The sequence below is a fragment of the Lachnospira multipara ATCC 19207 genome (assembly GCF_000424105.1).
Lineage (GTDB): Bacteria > Bacillota > Clostridia > Lachnospirales > Lachnospiraceae > Lachnospira > Lachnospira multipara.
The window spans coordinates 72,750-92,136 of the sequence record NZ_AUJG01000008.1 but is presented as its reverse complement, the minus strand read 5'-3'; the positions used below and the strand labels follow the sequence as shown (position 1 = coordinate 92,136).

The 19,387-nt window shown below is 37.3% G+C and carries 13 protein-coding genes; 2 read left to right on the top strand and 11 right to left on the bottom strand.

What is annotated here, in order from left to right:
* Nucleotides 1-66: 66 nt before the first annotated feature.
* The 7 genes from G600_RS0107990 to G600_RS0107960 form a co-directional block, all read right to left on the bottom strand.
* Complete coding sequence (locus G600_RS0107990) at nt 67-651, bottom strand: hypothetical protein (protein WP_027431479.1); 585 nt, start codon at nt 649-651, stop codon at nt 67-69.
* Nucleotide 652: 1 nt separating this feature from the next.
* Complete coding sequence (locus G600_RS14085; RefSeq protein ID WP_051195424.1) at nt 653-2,983, bottom strand: glycoside hydrolase domain-containing protein; 2,331 nt, start codon at nt 2,981-2,983, stop codon at nt 653-655.
* Nucleotides 2,984-3,210: 227 nt separating this feature from the next.
* A complete protein-coding gene (locus tag G600_RS0107980; protein WP_027431478.1) occupies nt 3,211-5,073 on the bottom strand; it encodes a polysaccharide biosynthesis protein in 1,863 nt (620 codons plus the stop codon).
* A 169-nt stretch (nt 5,074-5,242) separates the two neighbouring features.
* Nucleotides 5,243-6,238, bottom strand: coding sequence for a glycosyltransferase family 2 protein (locus G600_RS0107975; protein WP_027431477.1), 996 nt, complete (start codon nt 6,236-6,238; stop codon nt 5,243-5,245).
* Between the two features lie 105 nt (nt 6,239-6,343).
* A complete protein-coding gene (locus G600_RS0107970; protein WP_081669443.1) occupies nt 6,344-7,060 on the bottom strand; it encodes a sugar transferase in 717 nt (238 codons plus the stop codon).
* Nucleotides 7,061-7,072: 12 nt separating this feature from the next.
* Nucleotides 7,073-8,284 (bottom strand): DegT/DnrJ/EryC1/StrS family aminotransferase, encoded by a 1,212-nt coding sequence (locus G600_RS0107965; protein ID WP_027431475.1) that lies wholly within the window; start codon nt 8,282-8,284, stop codon nt 7,073-7,075.
* Nucleotides 8,285-8,465: 181 nt separating this feature from the next.
* Nucleotides 8,466-9,809, bottom strand: a complete 1,344-nt coding sequence (locus tag G600_RS0107960) for a PEGA domain-containing protein (RefSeq protein WP_027431474.1) — start codon at nt 9,807-9,809, stop codon at nt 8,466-8,468.
* Between the two features lie 281 nt (nt 9,810-10,090).
* On the opposite strand from G600_RS0107960, the gene G600_RS0107955 reads away from it, so the two are divergent.
* The gene (locus tag G600_RS0107955; RefSeq protein ID WP_027431473.1) at nt 10,091-11,374 is read left to right on the top strand and encodes a CCA tRNA nucleotidyltransferase; all 1,284 of its coding nucleotides are present in this window, start codon (nt 10,091-10,093) and stop codon (nt 11,372-11,374) included.
* 800 nt (nt 11,375-12,174) lie between these two features.
* Here G600_RS0107955 and proS read toward each other — a convergent pair.
* The 4 genes from proS to G600_RS0107935 all read right to left on the bottom strand — a co-directional run bounded on the left by proS (nt 12,175) and on the right by G600_RS0107935 (nt 17,545).
* Nucleotides 12,175-13,614, bottom strand: coding sequence for a proline--tRNA ligase (gene proS, locus G600_RS0107950; protein ID WP_027431472.1), 1,440 nt, complete (start codon nt 13,612-13,614; stop codon nt 12,175-12,177).
* Nucleotides 13,615-13,745: 131 nt separating this feature from the next.
* Nucleotides 13,746-14,450, bottom strand: coding sequence for an RluA family pseudouridine synthase (locus G600_RS14080; RefSeq protein WP_051195423.1), 705 nt, complete (start codon nt 14,448-14,450; stop codon nt 13,746-13,748).
* An 830-nt stretch (nt 14,451-15,280) separates the two neighbouring features.
* The gene (locus G600_RS0107940; protein ID WP_027431471.1) at nt 15,281-15,970 is read right to left on the bottom strand and encodes a response regulator transcription factor; all 690 of its coding nucleotides are present in this window, start codon (nt 15,968-15,970) and stop codon (nt 15,281-15,283) included.
* A gap of 60 nt (nt 15,971-16,030) precedes the next feature.
* The gene (locus G600_RS0107935; RefSeq protein ID WP_027431470.1) at nt 16,031-17,545 is read right to left on the bottom strand and encodes a sensor histidine kinase; all 1,515 of its coding nucleotides are present in this window, start codon (nt 17,543-17,545) and stop codon (nt 16,031-16,033) included.
* Nucleotides 17,546-18,118: 573 nt separating this feature from the next.
* Here G600_RS0107935 and G600_RS0107930 point away from each other — a divergent pair.
* Nucleotides 18,119-19,342, top strand: a complete 1,224-nt coding sequence (locus G600_RS0107930; RefSeq protein WP_027431469.1) for a 6-phosphofructokinase — start codon at nt 18,119-18,121, stop codon at nt 19,340-19,342.
* Nucleotides 19,343-19,387 lie beyond the last annotated feature (45 nt).

The window sequence follows — 19,387 nt, the reverse complement described above, 5'->3', positions numbered from 1 at the left end:
TTATATTAATATGCACACGATAAAATATTATATTAGAAGCTTGCTTCCTCTATTTTTACAATTTAACTAAATATTAAAATTACTAAATATTCTCTTTCTTTCTATTTTAGAGACAACTATATTCTGAAGTTGCTCATAACTTCCATCAATCAAAGATTGCTCATCAATAAATATATCATCGATAACAATATACTCATGTGCCATAACACATTTTTTTATGTCATCATATTGTTTTTCAACACACTTATTGAAAAAATTAGCAGTCAATTTATTATCCGAAAAAGTAATAACACAATATGATTGATTCATAGTCTTTAGACTTATTCCATAACGTAACAACATCAAATGCTTCGTCAACCCTATAAATTTAAATCTTTTTCCACATTTCAATAATTTTTGTGTTATAAATATAGCCAAAAATGTGAATACTACTAATAATAATAGTTTTCCAAGTATAATTTTCATATTTTGTGATTCGCCTAAAATTGCATCTTCCAATTTTAATATTGCTATAAAAAAAGTTAACATGTATGCAACTAAATATAAGGCAATAATTACTAATAAAAACCTCTTTATCATCGCACTTTCGCGATTGATAATATTAAATCTTCTTTTCCAATATTCATTATCTGTTTTAAATTTAAATTCCACTTTATTTCACCTCAATTAATAATGCAGTTAATGCAGCAACTGCTGGAGTTCCAGCAAATACAATTATTAGCACTACTATTAGCAGAATTAAATAATTTGCTAAATGATATTTTTTCACCACTTTACCAGCCTCATTTACAGCTTTTTCTACAGTGTTAAATACATTACTAATACACATAACTGTACTAGCCACAAACATCTTAATTGTTTCCTCCGTTTGCTCTTGCGTTGCGATTATTTCCTCAATTTTCCTATATTTTTGCACTTCTGCTTCGCTTAGCCTATCATCAAATTCAAACTCAAGACCTAATTCAACATATTCCTCAAGTCCTTCTTCAATAGACATATTCTTATGAAATAGAATAAACCATTTAAACGTACCATCATCTAACAATGATACTCCCATTTCAATATACCCATTATTTACCATAAACTGTACTTTTGACTGAAAATCAAGAATCCCAGACGCATCTACCATCATTGAATTATCTTCAGATACATTTTTAAATCCTTTAGTCGCAGTAATATATGCTTTATCTTCAATCTTACCATCCACGATATCGAACTTAGCTCTTGTAAAGCCATCACCAATTGATATACTTTCTCCCTGTGTAGCCTTATATTTAACAGTCACACCAGGTAAACTAACCTCTGTTTCAGCATTGAACTTAACAATATCTACATCAATACCTAGTAACTTCAATGTATCTACACAAAATCCATTAGCTACATCTCTGCTGCTTGGTTTAATCTGCTGTTCTGGTCTATCAATTATGTGATTAAAGCCATTATATTTTCCTGAAGTTGCTACACAATCAAGAGCAAATGCTCCATCAGCCGAACCTTGCGTATACTCACGTATCTGATCAAACACCCAATTATCAGGTAAGATAAAGCCTTTATTGCCACTATATCCTGTGGACATATCACTTACAAAACTATACTTGGCATAACCATAGTTGCCAATACGAGTGCATATGTTACGTGGGCCATAACATCCAATTGTATATTTATGACCATTGTCCCTTATGTACTTAGCAATTCCCCGAAAATGCGGAATTATCATATCTGTTGTCTGATCATCATTAAAGTCATAATCAACTGCAAAAAATATAGGTTCCCCATAAGGAATACCTAAGTCTTCGGCAGCCTCTACAGCTTTCTTAGCATCAGAATAACCCTGATCATAATTGTAATAATGTACCGTTGTTTCTTCATCAGGATGACAATTGTAGTACTCCTTTTCATCCTGATAAATAGCAAATACCGATAGTCCTTGATTGAATAAAATAGACAATTCTTCTCTTGTTAGATTCTTAGGGCCATTAGCTGTACAACCTGTGAGATATCTACCAATTATTCTAAAATCATTGGCATAAATTCTCTTTGCCTTAGTTTCCGTAATCTGTGTTGATGCATCACAAGCAAGCACATCTCTTTTAGGATATCCTGTACTTACAAAAAGTGACATCCAAACCTTGATATCTACCACACCATCTATATTTAACATGCCCGTAAATTTCTGAAACTCTTTTACTGCATTTTCCATTCTCTCATCAAAAGTTTCAGTAAAATTATTACCATCACTGCAATCAAAGGAATTTTCTTTGAATTTTCTTACACCATTAATGTATAAGCCAAACTTAGCAAGTTTTACAAGCTTCCCTTTACCTGTTCCTACTGTAAGGGTATTCTGCTTTGCTAGTTCCTGTGTTGCTGGGCCAAAATTTCCGTTAGCCGTGTAAGCATCCATACCTGCCGATATCTGGAAGGCATATATTAATGCTTTATTCGTGTTGGCGTTGTACTTACCATCACATGGTATTATATCAAAATAACCACCATAATATCTATTAAGATACTGTTGAATAAGTCTAATTTTACTATCTCCACCTGGCACCAATACTAGTGCATCAGAACATAATATCTCTTTAAATACCTTAGCTGACAATCTTTCAGTTATATAATCTTCACTAAATCCAGCATCAAGCTGCACCTTTGTAACAGCCTCCATGGTACCATCGCCAAAAAATCCTGTGACAGCACTAGGATTATAACCCTTACAAAAAAGACCATATTGTAAAATTTTTACAAAATTGTTGTCACTATCTCTATCTCCCTTTTTTATGGCTTTACTATTGTAATTTTTAGCTGTTTCTTCCCCGAAGTAACCTGTTATGTTACTCATATGTAATTCAATCTGCAGAGCACGAACCAAGGCATTCATAACTGCATTACCAGTACGTCCATTTTCCTCTACTTTAACAAATCCTTCTCTACTACCATAAGTTTTGTTTAACCACACTTGTGCTTCTTTTACTTTTTCGTCCATATTCAAGTCTCCTTTTTTAGCTAGTTTTCATTTGTAAAATCCGGATTTCAAATGTCTAATATGGTTATAACTCTTTTGTTAATAATATGCAAGGAAAATAGTTGGTTATATAATTTATTTTATAATTTTTATAAAAAATTAACACTTTTCTTATCACACTAACAAAAATCCTCCAAATTCTGCCACCTGACCTTATGTCATACAGAATTTGGAGGGATTATTTTATTTTAAAATTCTTTTGGATGATATGTTGGAACCACTTCCTTAATCAAACTTCTAATGTCGTCAGTTTCTGAATAAGATGCCTCTTTTAATCTTTCTAGATCTTTAAAAAGTTGCTCTCTATCAAACTCAATTGGCTTGCCAATGTGAATCAACTTATTATCAGTATCCTGCATGCCTTCTTCCTTCATAAGAAGCTCTTCGTATAGCTTCTCTCCTGGACGGAGGCCCGTATATTTGATTTCCATGTTAACACCAAGAGTGTAACCGGAAAGTCTAATAAGGTTCTTAGCTAAGTCATCGATCTTAACTGGTTCACCCATATCAAGTACAAATATTTCGCCGCCTCTAGCGTAGGCTCCCGCCTGTAAAACAAGGGAAACCGCTTCAGGAATTGTCATGAAATATCTAATGATATCCGGATGTGTTACTGTTACTGGACCACCATGTTCAATCTGACGCTTGAATAGTGGAATAACGGAACCGTTACTACCAAGCACGTTACCAAAACGCACAGCCACAAACTCTGTCTTAGAGATTTCGTTATATGCCTGAACAATCATTTCACAGATTCGCTTAGTTGCACCCATAACATTAGTTGGGTTAACTGCCTTATCTGTACTAATCATTACAAATCTCTTAACCCCGTACTTATCTGCCATCTGAGCTAGTTTCCAAGTACCCACTACGTTATTCTTAACAGCCTCATTAGGGCTGTCCTCCATAAGAGGTACATGCTTGTGAGCTGCTGCATGATAGATAATTTCTGGTCTATATTTTTTAAAGACTTCTTCAAGTCTACTTGTATTTCTAACTGAACCTATTAAAACTTCCACATCTGCATCTGGATAGTTTTGCTTTAATTCCTGCTGAATGTCGTAAGCATTATTCTCGTAAATATCAAAAATAATAAGCTTCTTTGGATCATGGCTTACAAGCTGTCTACAAAGCTCAGAACCGATGGAACCGCCACCACCTGTAACCATAATTACCTTGTCACTTACATAGCCCATAATGGACTCAATATCGACGTTGATTGGGTCACGACCAAGTAAATCTAATACGTCAACATTTCTAATAGAATTAACATTGAAGTCGCCATCCACCATCTGGTAAACCCCAGGTAATGTCTTAAGTGAACAGTCTGTATTCTTACATATGTTAAGAATTTCCTTCTTCTGTTCTGCAGTTGCACTTGGGATTGCGAAAATGATTTCGTCAATACCGTAGAGTCTTGCACTATCAACAATCTTCTCTCTACCACCAACTACCTTAATTCCTCTAATGTATCTACCAATCTTTTCCTTATCATCATCAATGATACAGATAACTTCTGAGTTAGCAAGATATCTTGAATTCTGAATTTCACGTATAATTACATTTGCCGACTCACCAGCACCTATTAACATGATTCTTGTATATTCACCGATCTGACGCTTTCTGTTTAAAACCGTTCTTATCATACGATACATGAATCTACTTGCCGATTCCGCAACGATAAGGAATACCAATGTGTTAAAGTAAACACTTCGTGGAAGCATTGTATCTGTTAATAATGTAAATGTAATGTGAGCCAATTCAACTACAAAACAGGCCTCTACGATTTTATAAACCTCAGCAATACTTGCATACTGCCAAAGGGAATGATAGAGCTTGAAAGCCCAAAAAATCACAAGAGATACTAAAGTGTAGGGTATAATATTTGCTAAAAACGAATGCACATACTGTGGCTCAATAGCTGAAATACTAATATTAAAACGCATAACAAGGGCCAAACCCACCGATGCATTAAGAATAATAGCATCAACTATAACAAGGAATAATCTTCTTACAAGAAGCTGCATCCTATCTTTTTTTCTCTCATCCATATCTTACCTCTTTTTTAGTGCCTAGGCACATCAATTAAATGTATTTAAATACTTACATTTTCTTATTTAATAACCTATTATGTATACTCCCTTTAGGCAAACTTGTCAATTCGATATACATTTTCATATTAAGCAATCTCAGATTTCAAAGATGCATTTTCATAAAAATCTATCTAAAAATCGACTTTAGAGTGCCAAGTCCATAGGAAACATGCAACAAGAAAAATAAAACTGGTAATAATATTGCCGATAAATGTCTGCTCTTTTTATCTGCACCAACAACTGCCATTACTGCCATTAGCAAAGCCAAAGCTATATATGCTCCCCACATTAGGCCTGTCAGCATATAGATAATACTTAGCTTTGTGAAAATGCATAGCAAACTTGAAACTAGAATTGCCATAACAAAAGCAAAAGGCACAAAGTGATAAAGGGATAGACATCCCGGACAAACTCTTAAAGTCTTTCCTATCCAATAGCCATTGGCATGCTTTTGTTTTAGCATCTTTGGCAAGCTACTTCTAATATATTGGTAGCTTACAATTTCAGGATCGAAAGCTATTTTAAAACCAGCCTTCCTGATTCTATAGTGAATTTCATTATCTTCCGTTCTTGTAAGATTTTCATTAAAACCGCCAATCTTATCAAAAACCTTTCTTTTATAAGCGCCATGGAAAATAGACTTAACATAGGTCTTTCCTGGATTATTTCTAAAGGAAGCAATGCTTGAGCCAAACATGGAATTCTCGGCAAGTAAAAGTGTATCCTGCCAGTTTGTTCCATCCTTTATAATTGTAGGACGTCTACCGCCGCAAACATCCTCACCTGATTTTAGTAGCGCTACATTTTTACTAACAAAATCCTTAGGAATTGTAGCATGGGCATCTACCTTTAAGATAGCCTCGCCCTCATAGGCCTTTAGAGCCACATTCCAACCGCAAGGAAGGGTTCTCTTAGGATTATCTAGCAAACTTATCTTTCGAAACTCAGTGTCGTTTTTATTCAAAAAATCCTGCATAAGTTCTCTAGTCTTATCTGTTGATGCCGAATCCACCAAAAGCAGCTCCATATCCTGATGATTGTAATCTTGCTGCTTTATATCTTCTAGTATTGAATTTATATAATCTTCTTCGTTATAAGCTATAACACATAAACTGATATACACGTTATTATCCTCTCGCTAACCGTGGCTTGTAGCCCACACGCTGATTTCATCTTGGGGCTTGCGACCCCCATAAAGATTTCCTCTCGGGGCTTGCGACCCGAAACTCTACTTATGTACGGTTAGTTTCTCGCTTCCTACCACTGAAACAAATGTGTCCCACAACACTGACATTTCCTGGAAGAAACCAAATTTCTTAATTGATTCTAGGTTATATTTCATCTTAGCCGGTAGCACTTCATTTACATAAACCTCGTCTACCTCACTTGCATCTACCTCGCCAAGGATCTTGTCTTCATCCTTATAAGCAATGCTTGTTCTACTTGTAAGACCTGCCGGCAATAAAAGTGTGGCATACATCTCTGGAGTGTATCTCTTGACGTACTTAGCAACCTCCGGTCTTGTTCCAATAAGAGTCATATCTCCTGCAAGAATGTTAAAGACCTGTGGAAACTCGTCCATTCTATACTTTCTAAGAAATTTACCCACCTTAGTTATTCTATTGTCATTGTCTACAGTTACTGCAGAACCTAGCTCACTTGCATTTACAACCATAGTTCTGAATTTAAAAATCTTAAAAACTCTACCATACTGTGTCACTCTTTCTTGTAAAAAAAGGACAGGTCCTCTTGAGTCTAACTTGATTGCAACTGCTATAAATGCCATTGGAATTATAAGCACAACTAACATAATAAATGAGATAACAACGTCTATTAATCTTTTAAAGACCAACCATGTTTTACGCTTTTCAAGGATTACGTAATATTTGTAAACCTCTTTTGTTCTCATTTTGTTAGGAAGTTTGGTCCATGGTCTAAGTATCATTTTTATTACTCCTTATACGTATTTGTTGAAAGTCTCAATAACATAAGCTAAATCTTCATCTGATAACTTAGTATGAAGTGGCAAAGTTATCTCATTCTTATACATATCATAACTATTAGGGTAATCTTTAATGTCAAAACCTAACTTCTTATAAGCTGTGTGCATTGGAAGTGGCTTGTAATGAACATTAGTAGACACGCCGTCTTCAGCCATAGCTGTAATAAGGGCGTTTCTCTGCTCTACGTCGTAGCCGTCCACTCTAACGATCATTAAGTGACCACTTGATTGATAGTCGTCAGTAAAATGCTCTAAAATATGAACTCTATCGCTTTCAATACCCTTCTTGTAAGTTTCAATCATATCTCTTCTTCTCTTTAGAAGTTCTGGATATCTGTCAAACTGTACAAGTCCGATAGCAGCCATGATATCTGTCATGTTGCACTTGTAGTAAGTACCGATGATGTCATATTCCCATGCGCCTGCCTTAGTCTTAGCAAGGGCGTCCTTGTTCTGTCCATGAAGTGAGAATAACTGTAACTTCTTATAAGTATCCTCATCCTCAATTCCTGGAATGCTATTCCAAGAAAGTGCTCCACCTTCTGCTGTTGTTAAGTTCTTTACTGCGTGGAAGGAAAATGCAGTTAAATCCGCAATACTTCCGCTCTTTACAAGCTTACCTCTAAACTTAGCTGCAGCACCAAAGCCATGAGCTGAATCTGCAAGAACTAGAATTCTTCCAAGAGCCTTCTGATAACTTGATGATGGCTTGAAAATGTTTTTCTTAGCCTCAACGATTTCAAATATTTTCTCATAATCTGACATTGTTCCGGCGAAATCTACTGGAATAATTGCCTTTGTCTTATCTGTAATAGCTTCTGCTAATTTATCATAGTCAAAATGGAAAGTTCCAGCCTCTACATCTACTAATACAATCTTAGCTCCTACGTGTTCTACAACACTTGCTGAAGCTGTGTAGGTATAAGCAGGAACGATGACCTCGTCACCTTCACCGATTTCAAAAAGTCTAAGTCCAAGTTCAAGGGCTGCTGTGGCAGAATTAAGGCAAACTGCTCTTGCTGCTCCTACATATTCTGCGATTTTCTTCTCAAATTCCTTAGTCTTAGGACCTGTTGTAATCCAACCTGACTTTAAAACTTCTACTACTGCATTAATTTCAGCATCAGTTATATCTGGTGGTGAAAAAGGTACACTTAACTTACTCATTTTTAAATTCCTCCAAAAATCTATGTCCATATCTTTGCGGATGGACAAAATCATTCAGTGACGTGCGCTTGCCGGCCATTCGAGGGGTCTCGTCCCGTACGCTTGCCGGCCCTTCGGGGGTTTCTCGCCCCGTGCGCTTGCCGGCCCCTCGGGGATTTCTCGCCCCATGCGCTTGCCGGCGCTAGTTACTTGTGGCGCTCTCCGTCTCTGATTCTGTGCTAGCTTCCTCCATATCTGGGAAGCTATATGTTAAATTACCAGTGGTGTTGGTTATAGAAATCGTGTAGCTTACGGTCTTGTAACCAGACTTTTTAAGTGTGATTGTCTTATTGCCGTAAGATTTTGCAAAAGTGCATGGTACAATTCCGACATATACGCTGTCAACGTAGAGAGCTGCTCCTGTCGGTGCTTGCACATTTACCGTATAACCACTAGTATTATCAACCGTTGTTTCACTTTCGGTAGTTGTTGTGCCGGTTCCATTAGACACCATGTCAATGACCTTGGTCTTATAAGAAGAGTTCACCACGAAAGTCTCTGTGTACTCCTCGTAATGATTGCATGCCAATGTCAAATAGTGTCTTCCATATTCTAGCGATAGAGGTTCTGAATAATCCACCTCCACTCCGTCAATGCTTAGTATTGCATTGTTCGGTGTGATTGAAAAATTCACGGTTCCATACTTGGTTGCCTCTGGCACATACTCGCTAAAATCCAACTTAGAAGTTTCATCCTTCTTAACTGTAACAGTCTTAGTTGCTGAAACATCTTCTAGCTGTATCTCTACAGTATAAGTCCCAACGGGAGAAGTTACAAGCATTCCTTCTGTAACTGAAAATAATTGCTTGCCGATAGTGACATATCCACCCTCAAAGGCGTCTAGTCCTGAAAACTCCACGTAACCATGACCTGATGTTACATTTATAGAATAAATCTTCTCTCCAATACCTCTTAAAACTAAATTGTCCTGGTCCACGATCTTGGCGATATTGATTCTCTCACCGCCCGACAGAACAACTGTGTTCTCTTCGTAGAAAAGAACCGAAGCTCCTATTGTTATCTTTCGATTATTCTCATCTATTGTAATTCTTGAAACGTCGTTACGTTCCCAAGCATCAGAATTTCCAATTATGGCTGAAGCCTTGCCTGACTTATTAATGTAAACGTCATAAATCCCGCCTAATTCCATAGAAGAATCGGCTATCACTTTATCATAGGCGCTTCTTATATCTGTACCGCCAGAATATGGCACCTCGTATTCCACGCCAGATTCAATATCTAGCATATGGGTCATATCATTGGCTGTATCCAAATAAGTCAAAACTCCAACTAAGGTTGCAGACTCTGAGTCTTCTTTCTCAACAATATCATCTACTTTATTAACCACTCTTCCGAGTGTTATTGAGCTTCCCGGCGTAATTGTACTAGACGACTTGCCATCTCCAGTTAAAGAACAAGCCGAACCTGTAAACAATAAACTAATACTTACCCCTAAAGCCATTAGTCTTGCGCACATTCTCTTCATATTATTATCCCTCATAAAAATGGCAGAAAATCCGCCAAAAACAAACCCTACTCCACTTGAATTTTATCACAGTGCTTGGAATTTGTGAAGTTTTAGCTTAATATATTGATTTTTATCTAAGTTTTTATATGATATAATATGCGTGACTTAGATTGTGCTTGGTGTCGCTAACGATATGGACGGGCGCGCCATCACGGAGTGTAACACTGTAACTACCCACATGCAATATGGGCGGGCACGCCCTAGCGACAAATCTAAGATAATCTAATTTCGAGGTTTATATGGATACTAACTTTAATAAGGAAGCTTTCAGCTTAGAACTTCCAGAGGACGTAAAATTTATAATAAGCAAAATTGAAGAAAACGGACATTCTGCCTACGCGGTTGGCGGCTGCGTCCGAGACACTCTTCTAGATAAGGAACCCCAAGACTGGGACATCACAACTTCTGCTCTCCCAACTCAGGTAAAATCTTTCTTTAGAAGAACTATAGATACAGGTATCGAACACGGAACCGTAACTGTCATGATTGATAAGAACGGCTACGAAGTCACAACCTACAGAATTGATGGAGAATATAAAGATGGCAGACATCCGGAATCTGTTGAATTTTCAGTATTATTAACAGATGACTTGAGTCGCCGCGACTTCACCATCAATGCAATGGCCTACAACGATAGTGAGGGCCTAGTGGATGAGTACGGGGGAATTGCTGACCTTAATAACAAGCTTATTCGCTGCGTTGGCGTGGCTCATGATCGCTTCACCGAGGACGCTCTTCGAATGATGAGAGCTATTCGTTTTAGTGCCCAACTAGGTTTTGATATTGAAAATGAAACAATGGCGGCAATTTACGACCTTGCACCAACAATTAAGAAAATCAGTATGGAAAGAGTTCATGTTGAACTTGGAAAAACTCTCCTTTCTGACAACCCAGAAAAATGTCTTTTATATTCAAAAACTGGATTGTTTAAGGAAATTCTTCCATACATAGACGAGGCATTAACAAACAAGCATACAAGAAGAACTCTCGCAGCAATGAAATATTTTCCTAAAGAATATGATAAAGACTTGCTTCTACGCATGCGATATGCAATTCTCTTCTCTTCCCTTGGAAGTGAAGCAGCAACTAAAACTCTAAAGACTTTAAAGATGGATAATATAACTATTAAGCTAGTGGGCACTCTTTTAGATGCTAGTGAACAGGACATTCAGGAAACAGAGCCTTCCATAAGAGAATCATTAAGGCATCTTGGAAGAGACCTTTTCTTCTTAACTTTAGATTTTAAAAAAGCCTTAAGTCTAGCGGCTTCTGAACTTACAGGAATTTCTAATCCTGTAAAAATTTCTCACTATGAGAATTTGAAAAAAATAGCCACAAATATCATAAATCGAGGTGATTGCTTCTCCATTAAAGAGCTTGATATCTCTGGCAATGACTTACTAGAGTTTGGTCTATCAGGTAAAGATATTGGAAAAACATTAGAATACTTATTAGATTTGTGCATTGAAAACCCTAGACTTAATGAGAAGTCTACGCTTTTAAGTATGATTCCTAGAGATTAATACAACCCCCGTTGATGTTGCATCAACGGGGGTTTGTGTTTGTGCTCTTAATCTGGGCATATTTCTCTTTCTGGCTAGGTTGTTTCGTGGTTGTTTCAGCCTTTTTTCTGTTTCTCACCGGGGATTTTCAGGCTTGTTACGGGCAATCCTCTTTTTTTAGTTATTTACCTGTATCGTTGTTCTTAAATATCTTTCACAAGCTACCGGTAATTCCAAGAAATCTTCTTATTGACCGTAAGCTAAAAACTTCCGTTCAGCGAGTCATACGATCAAACTATTCAAAAATCCTATTTGACTGCAAGTTAAATCACTTTTACACAACCCCATGAAACTAACTATACCGTCAATTAGTATATTTCTCTGTTATGCCTGTAACCTACTTATTTCCTTTAAGTTGCCTTATACCATCAATCTTGCTTTTCTCGCTTAATTGCCTGTATGTATAAATAAAAAACAATTTTAACTTACCATCAGTTTCAAAAAAACATCCAGTTGACCGTATGTTCTTTTAAAATACAATTTTAATTTACAGGTAAAAGAGCAAACTTTAGTGATTGACTGTAAAAATTCCATACATATGACTAACACTTTGGATTTCCAAAAGAATCAGCCATTAAAATCAACTTCAAAACCAGCTGATTATTGCAATCACACTAAAAAAACAGGAAAGAGATGAAGGTCATCTCTTCCCTGTTAAATAAGCGGGTTCGTCCCACTAGATACCTATTCATATATGTATGACACTTCGTGTCATACTAGTCACAAGGTTCCACCAGCAAAGCTGGTTCCCCTTATGACAGTTAATATGCTTTTCCCCAGTAAACCATCTTCTTAGCTGGCTTGCCGCAGCAAACACAAACGTCTGAAAGGTGTTCCTGTTCAAATGGCATACATCTTGATGTTGCTGTTGTATCTTCCTTGATCTTGTCTTCACAAGCCTGGTCACCACACCACATAGCCTTAACAAAACCTGGCTTTGTAGCAACAACTTCCTTAAATTCTTCATAATTAGTTGCAACATTAGTGTGAGCCTCTCTATGAGCTCTAGCTCTTTCTAACATTTCAACCTGCATTCTATCTAAAATAGCCTTAATCTCTGTAGCCAAATCTTCAATAGCAACTTCTGTCTTCTCTCTAGTATCACGACGAACGATAATAGCCTTGCCAGCTTCAATATCTCTAGGTCCCATTTCAACTCTTACAGGGATTCCACGCATCTCCTGTTCAGAGAACTTCCAACCTGGATTCTTATCTGAATCGTCAACCTTAACTCTAAGACCAGCAGCCTTAAGTGCTTCCTTAACTTCAAATGCCTTATCAAGCACACCTGCCTTCTTCTGCATAATTGGAATAATATCAACCTGTGTAGGTGCAATTGCTGGTGGTAATACAAGACCTGAATCATCACCATGAACCATGATAATTGCGCCGATAAGACGAGTTGTCATACCCCAAGATGTCTGATGAACATACTTAAGCTTATTATCCTTATCTGTATACTGAATTCCAAATGCCTTAGCAAATCCATCACCGAAGTTATGGCTTGTACCAGACTGAAGAGCCTTACCATCATGCATTAAAGCTTCAATAGTATATGTAGCTTCTGCACCAGCAAATTTCTCCTTATCTGTCTTTCTACCCTTAACAACAGGGATTGCAAGAACCTGCTCGCAGAAATCTGCGTAAAGATTTAACATCTGCTGTGTTCTTTCTTCTGCCTGCTCAGCTGTTGCATGAGCTGTATGGCCTTCCTGCCATAAAAATTCTCTAGAACGAAGGAAAGGTCTTGTTTCCTTTTCCCATCTAACAACTGAACACCACTGGTTGTAAACCTTTGGTAAATCTCTATAAGACTGGATTTCATCCTTGTAGAAATCGCAGAATAATGTCTCTGATGTAGGACGTACACATAATCTCTCCTGTAACGGATTAAGTCCGCCATAAGTAACCCATGCTACCTCTGGGGCGAAACCTTCTACGTGGTCCTTTTCAACCTCAAGAAGACTTTCAGGAATGAACATTGGCATGTAAACATTTTCAACACCAGTTTCCTTGAATCTTCTATCAAGTTCTTTCTGTATATTCTCCCAAATAGCATAGCCAGCGGGCTTGAAGATCATGCATCCTTTAACACTTGAGTAACCCATAAGCTCAGCTTTTTTAACAACATCTGTATACCACTGAGCAAAATCTACATCCATCGATGTAATTGCTTCAACTAATTTTTTCTCATCAGCCATACTACTTTTCTCCTATTCATAATATTTTTTTATGTAATAATTTTCTACATAAAGTTATACGGTGTCTAGTTTAACATTATTCTATAACTAATTCAAGTATAGTTTTATTAGGAAAATGTACCTTTTCCCCACTATTTTAGTTTCGTTCTAAACTTCTGCCCATCCACCTCTAACTCAACTGCCGCAAGGGCTATAGTGTTACGTCTGAGTTTGCATTTTCTTACAAGTCCATCAAAAGTTTCCTTGGAGATGGCCTCGCCTCCTAGCTTTTCATTGGCCATTTGAAAATATTTATAATCCCCGATAATTGCGTGCCCCCTTGAGGCTAGCTGCACACGAATCTGATGGTGCCTGCCGGTGTAGAGCTTCACAGAAATCTTAGTAAGATTTGTGGCTTCGTCATAGGATAAAACTTCATAGTCTAGGCGAGCTTCCTTGGCATCTCCGATTTCTTTGACATCCTGCTTGTCGCCTTCCCACACGGAACTTGTATTGTTTAATTTGTCGTGAATTAAACAGTCTGTTAATGTCGCTTTTTTACAATCAAATTTTCCATAGACATAAGCCTCGTAAACCTTGCTAATAGAGCCTTTGTCCTGAACTTCTTTAGAATATTTTGCAGCCGCTTCTTTAGTTTTTGCAAAAAGAACTAAACCGGCAACTGGTCTATCCAACCTATTGATTATGGCAGCGTAGACCTCCTCGCCCTTGCGCTTTCTGTAGTTTAGCACCTCGGAAACCAAATCCGGCTCCATGCCTTTTCCACTTTGAGAAAGCTGGCCGGCCTTCTTATCCACAATTAACTTCTCGTTATCCTCATAAATAATCTTTATCATAAAATGTCCTTGTTTTTCCCTATTATTACTATTATAAGTTTCTTGAGTTTGCTTTATCTGGCTTTGTTATATACCAACGCTTCCAGTAACCTCAGTGTTTCTGCGCTTTCGCAAGCCGCGAAGCGGATTGCGAAAGAATACTAATAAAACCTAAATTTGATTATAGCACATTTATGAGCTTTCCCACTTACTAAATCGTGACATAGCTAAACCCGCATAGATACTGCTTTTAGGACTTTTTCTGTCCATTAGGTCAACACCTTCCCGATTTAACAATTCTTGTTTTAATCCTTTTGAGGTGTTTTTTACTCAAAAGTACTAATCCCACTATTTTTACTAAGCTTTTCTCCATATTAATAATCCCTAGAGGAGATTTTTTGCCAAAATGGATTATCTCTTAATTAAATTGAACTATCTTACTTTCAAAAAATAATCCTTTTTGGAAAAATTCTTCCTCTACGTACTATTCCAGTTTCACCCAATCGCTTAATTCCCGTGCGATACCCAGAAATTTACCAATATCTACAGGTAACAGTAAATTTCTTGGCTTTTACCCGCAATTCCTATCGCAACATGACTCATTCCACCGCGCAACAAAGCCGATTTCCCCCGCAATCACTAAAAAAGAGCTATAAAACTATGTTTTATAGCTCTAACATATTCCGCTTTGCAGTAAAGACAGGTACGGGAAAGCCCGCATTAAAATCGCTTCGCAATCCGCGGGCGTTAGGTCTTGCAACTTCATTGCAAGTTTTCTTGGGAAAGCCCGCATTAGAATTTGCTTCGCAAATCTGCGGGCGTTAGGTCTTGCAACTTCGTTGCAAGACAAATTACATCTTAAATCTATAGCCGACGCCCCAGATTGTTTCAATGTACTGTGGCTTTGATGTATCGTACTCAATCTTTTCACGAATCTTCTTAATATGTACTGTAACTGTTGCGATATCGCCGATTGAATCCATATCCCAGATTTCCTTGAAAAGCTCGTCCTTTGTGTAAACGTGGTTTGGATTTTCAGCAAGGAATGTTAAAAGGTCGAATTCCTTTGTAGTAAAGGCCTTCTCTTCGCCGTTTACAAATACACGTCTTGCTGTCTTGTCGATCTTGATACCACGGATTTCAATAGTATCGTTTGTTGGCTTGCCGCTGCTTACCAATCTTTCATATCTTGCAAGGTGGGCCTTAACTCTAGCAACAAGTTCGCTTGGTGAGAAAGGCTTTGTCATGTAGTCATCGGCGCCAACCCCGAGACCACGAATCTTATCGATGTCTTCCTTCTTTGCAGAAACCATGATGATTGGTGTGTCCTTCTTCTCTCTGATAGTCTTACAAATCTCAAAACCATCAACTCCTGGTAACATAACATCTAAAATATAAATGTCGTAGTCATTTTCAAGAGCCTCAGCCATACCGCTAGTTCCATCAGAACAAACTGTTACTGTGAAACCGTTAAGCTCTAAATAATCCTTTTCAATATCTGCAATTGCATCTTCGTCTTCAACAATAAGAATCTTACTCATAATTACCTCCGTGAATGTCGTATTTTTACAAAAAAGTTTACAAGCTATAGAATTAATCACTTACTTGCAACCCTGACAAGCTAGCTCATTTTTCTTATATTTAGGGAGCTTTAAATGCATTGTAGTGCCTTGGCCCTCAACGCTGTCTGCCCAAATCATACCCTTGTGGTCTTCAACGATTTTCTTAACAATGGCAAGTCCAATTCCGCTGCCGCCCTGCTTTGAATTTCTTGAGTCGTCCGTTCTGTAGAAACGCTCGAAAATTCGCTCTAGGTCTTTACTTGCGATACCTTTTCCGTTATCGCTAAATTGCACATGCACGTATTCGCCCTCGTCGTAAATGTCTATTCCAATCTTACCCTGGCGGCCTTCCACCATGTATTTTTCTGAGTTGCTGATAATGTTGTTCACCACTCGTTTTAACTGCTCAGGATCCACACAAACATATACGGTTTTATCCAAATGTGATTTATAGTCTAACTCTATCTGGCTGGCATCAAGTTCCACGCTAATCTCCTCCACGCAATCGTTGAAGTAGTCGCCTGCGCTTATTTTTACAAATGTGTATGGAACCCTGTTAGTGTCTAGCCTTGAATAGATTGACAACTCATCAATAAGTCTATCCATGTCATTAACTTTATTAGCAATTGTTCTAATGTATTTCTCCTGCTTTTCAGGAGTATCGGCAATGCCGTCCTGCAAACCTTCCACGTAACCCTTAATGGCTGTAAGTGGCGTCTTTAGGTCATGGGAAATGTTTCTAATAAGGTCTTTTTCTTCAATATCTGATTTCAGCTTCGCTTCAGTATTTTCTTTTAAAATGAGTCTCATTTCCTCAAAGTCTTTACAAAGCTGACCAATTTCATCGTTTCCCGTTTTTGGCATTTTAAAATCAAAATTTCCATCCTTAATATTATTCGTTGCCAACTTTAATTTATTAATCGGTCTAACAATTGATTTATAAATCCAGAAAATCAGCAAAGCCGCTGTGATTATAAGCACTATGGCAATGGCTAATACCATCAAAGTCAAAGAATTTCTAATCTGTGGCACCACCTGCGAGATAGACGTTACAATGGAAACGTTATATACATTTCCCTCTTCATCGCAAAAACCTAAAGTCTTAACAATGCAGCCGTACTCACTTTGATAATAGCCAGTATCACAAATACTTCCATATGTAACCTCGCCACATTCTGGAATCAAGTTTTCTAACTCATCGTTTGAAAAGCTTGTGGAGTTATATAACAAAACGCCGTTCCATCGAACTACCAAATCAGAAAGCTTAGTTTTTAGCTCGCTAGATAACTCTCTTAAAGTTGTTTCATCAGAAAAACTCTCCGGATTTGTCTCTGCCTGTTCAATCATGCTTTGATAAATTCCACTCGTTATCTTGCTTATGGCGTTTCCGTTTGAATAAAATGTTTCTAAACCTACGTTTGTATCAATGTTATAAGCTTGTTTATAGTTGTATGCTTGCCACTTTATTATTATAAATGCTGCTATGACGAATAGAATCATCGGCACGATAATCATAATGCAAAAGGACAATTTTAATTTATTTTTTAATTTCATAATATTGCCTTTACTTGTATATTTATTTACTAAAGATATTTTATCACATTTTTAACAATTTGTTTATGATTTAACGATTAAAAGAATAAAGAATGCATAAAAAAAGAATAATATTTTTAACGCAGTGTAAGCAATCCCCCGCTTCAAAAGCGTAAGCTTTAAGCGGGAGTATAAAGCTTACTAGTGTATCTCTTATCGAGTTTGTCAAAATAATCACAATTCGTTATCGTTTTAACAAAGTCAATCAAACGCCGAAATTAAGTAGATTTAATTAGAAGCTTGTGGCATTTGTTAAATTTTTCCCAATCAAAAGTGCCTTCAGACCGCATAAAATCTACAACTTTCGCAAATTTTTCATTGTGCCTTTTACATTATTATGCTACAATCAATTTATGTAAAATGCGCTTGGCCGCAACTGCATGTTAACAATTCAATCAAAACTCTAAAGTTTTATAATTCATTGTGAGAAGCTTGACTTTACCGTAACATTTTCCCTTCTAGGGAGTAATTCTTGCAATGTTTTTTTATTTGTTAGGCAGAAACTGAGCGCGAAATAAATATATGGAGGACAATATGATAGGTAATGTTATCGTGGGCCAGTCAGGTGGTCCAACATCAGTAATTAATTCAAGCCTAGCTGGTGTATTTAAAACTGCAAAGGACAGAGGAGCTAAGAAGGTATACGGTATGCTCCATGGTGTTAAAGGCTTACTTGATAAGCAATATGTTGACTTATCAGAAAAGATTAAGACTGATATTGATATCGACTTATTAAAGAGAACACCTTCTTCTTATCTTGGTTCATGTCGTTATAAGCTACCAGAAATTGGTGAAGATAGGGAAACTTATGATAAGATTTTCAAAATCTTAGATGAGCTTGAAATTAAATACTTCTTCTATATCGGTGGTAACGACTCAATGGATACAATTAAGAAGTTATCTGATTACGGTTTAATTATCAACAGTGATATCCGTTTTATGGGTGTTCCAAAAACTATCGATAATGACTTAGCTGTTACAGATCACACACCAGGTTATGGTAGTGCTGCTAAGTTTATCGCATCAACAATGAAGGAAATTATTAGAGATGGTCTTGTTTATGATTATCCACAGGTTACAGTTGTTGAAATCATGGGTCGTAATGCAGGTTGGTTAACTGCTGCTGCTGCACTTGCTCGTGGTGAAGACTGTGAAGGTGTTGATTTAATTTATCTTCCTGAGAAGGTATTTGATATTGATCATTTCATGGCTAGAGTAGAAGAAAAAGTAGGGGATGGACGTTCTGTAGTTGTTGCTGTTTCAGAAGGTATAAAAGTGGAAGACGGTCGTTATGTATTTGAACTTGCAGATCACGTAGAATTCGTAGATGCATTTGGTCATAAGCAGCTTGCAGGTACAGCTAAGTTCTTAGCTGACAAGATTGGTGCCGCTTACGGCGTTAAGACAAGAGCTATCGAGCTTGCAACATTACAGCGTTGTGCAGCTCATATGACAAGTAGAACAGATATTACAGAAGCCTTCAATGTTGGTGGTGCTGCTGTTAAGGCTGCCTTCGAAGGTGAATCTGGCAAGGTTGTAGTATTAAAGAGAGTTTGCGATGATCCATATATGTGCATCACAGAAACTCACGATGTTCACCAGATTGCTAACATCGAAAAGAAGATTCCACTTGAGTGGATAACAGATGACGATTATGTAACAATGGATTTAATCCACTACATTCGTCCATTAATTCAGGCTGAGTTATCACCAATCATGGTTGATGGCTTACCAAGACATTTAAATATTAATATGTAGTATTTGCTATATATATTTAGCCACCCCGGCCAGCAAAGCTGACAG

Coding starts and splice junctions, on each gene's coding strand:
- G600_RS0107965 (WP_027431475.1), bottom strand. CDS start 8,284: ATGAGTAAGTTAAGTGTACCTTTTTCACCACCAGATATAACTGATGCT.
- G600_RS0107960 (WP_027431474.1), bottom strand. CDS start 9,809: ATGAAGAGAATGTGCGCAAGACTAATGGCTTTAGGGGTAAGTATTAGT.
- G600_RS0107970 (WP_081669443.1), bottom strand. CDS start 7,060: ATGATACTTAGACCATGGACCAAACTTCCTAACAAAATGAGAACAAAA.
- G600_RS0107955 (WP_027431473.1), top strand. CDS start 10,091: ATGGATACTAACTTTAATAAGGAAGCTTTCAGCTTAGAACTTCCAGAG.
- G600_RS0107930 (WP_027431469.1), top strand. CDS start 18,119: ATGATAGGTAATGTTATCGTGGGCCAGTCAGGTGGTCCAACATCAGTA.
- G600_RS14080 (WP_051195423.1), bottom strand. CDS start 14,450: ATGATAAAGATTATTTATGAGGATAACGAGAAGTTAATTGTGGATAAG.
- G600_RS0107935 (WP_027431470.1), bottom strand. CDS start 17,545: ATGAAATTAAAAAATAAATTAAAATTGTCCTTTTGCATTATGATTATC.
- proS (WP_027431472.1), bottom strand. CDS start 13,614: ATGGCTGATGAGAAAAAATTAGTTGAAGCAATTACATCGATGGATGTA.
- G600_RS0107940 (WP_027431471.1), bottom strand. CDS start 15,970: ATGAGTAAGATTCTTATTGTTGAAGACGAAGATGCAATTGCAGATATT.
- G600_RS0107980 (WP_027431478.1), bottom strand. CDS start 5,073: ATGGATGAGAGAAAAAAAGATAGGATGCAGCTTCTTGTAAGAAGATTA.
- G600_RS14085 (WP_051195424.1), bottom strand. CDS start 2,983: ATGGACGAAAAAGTAAAAGAAGCACAAGTGTGGTTAAACAAAACTTAT.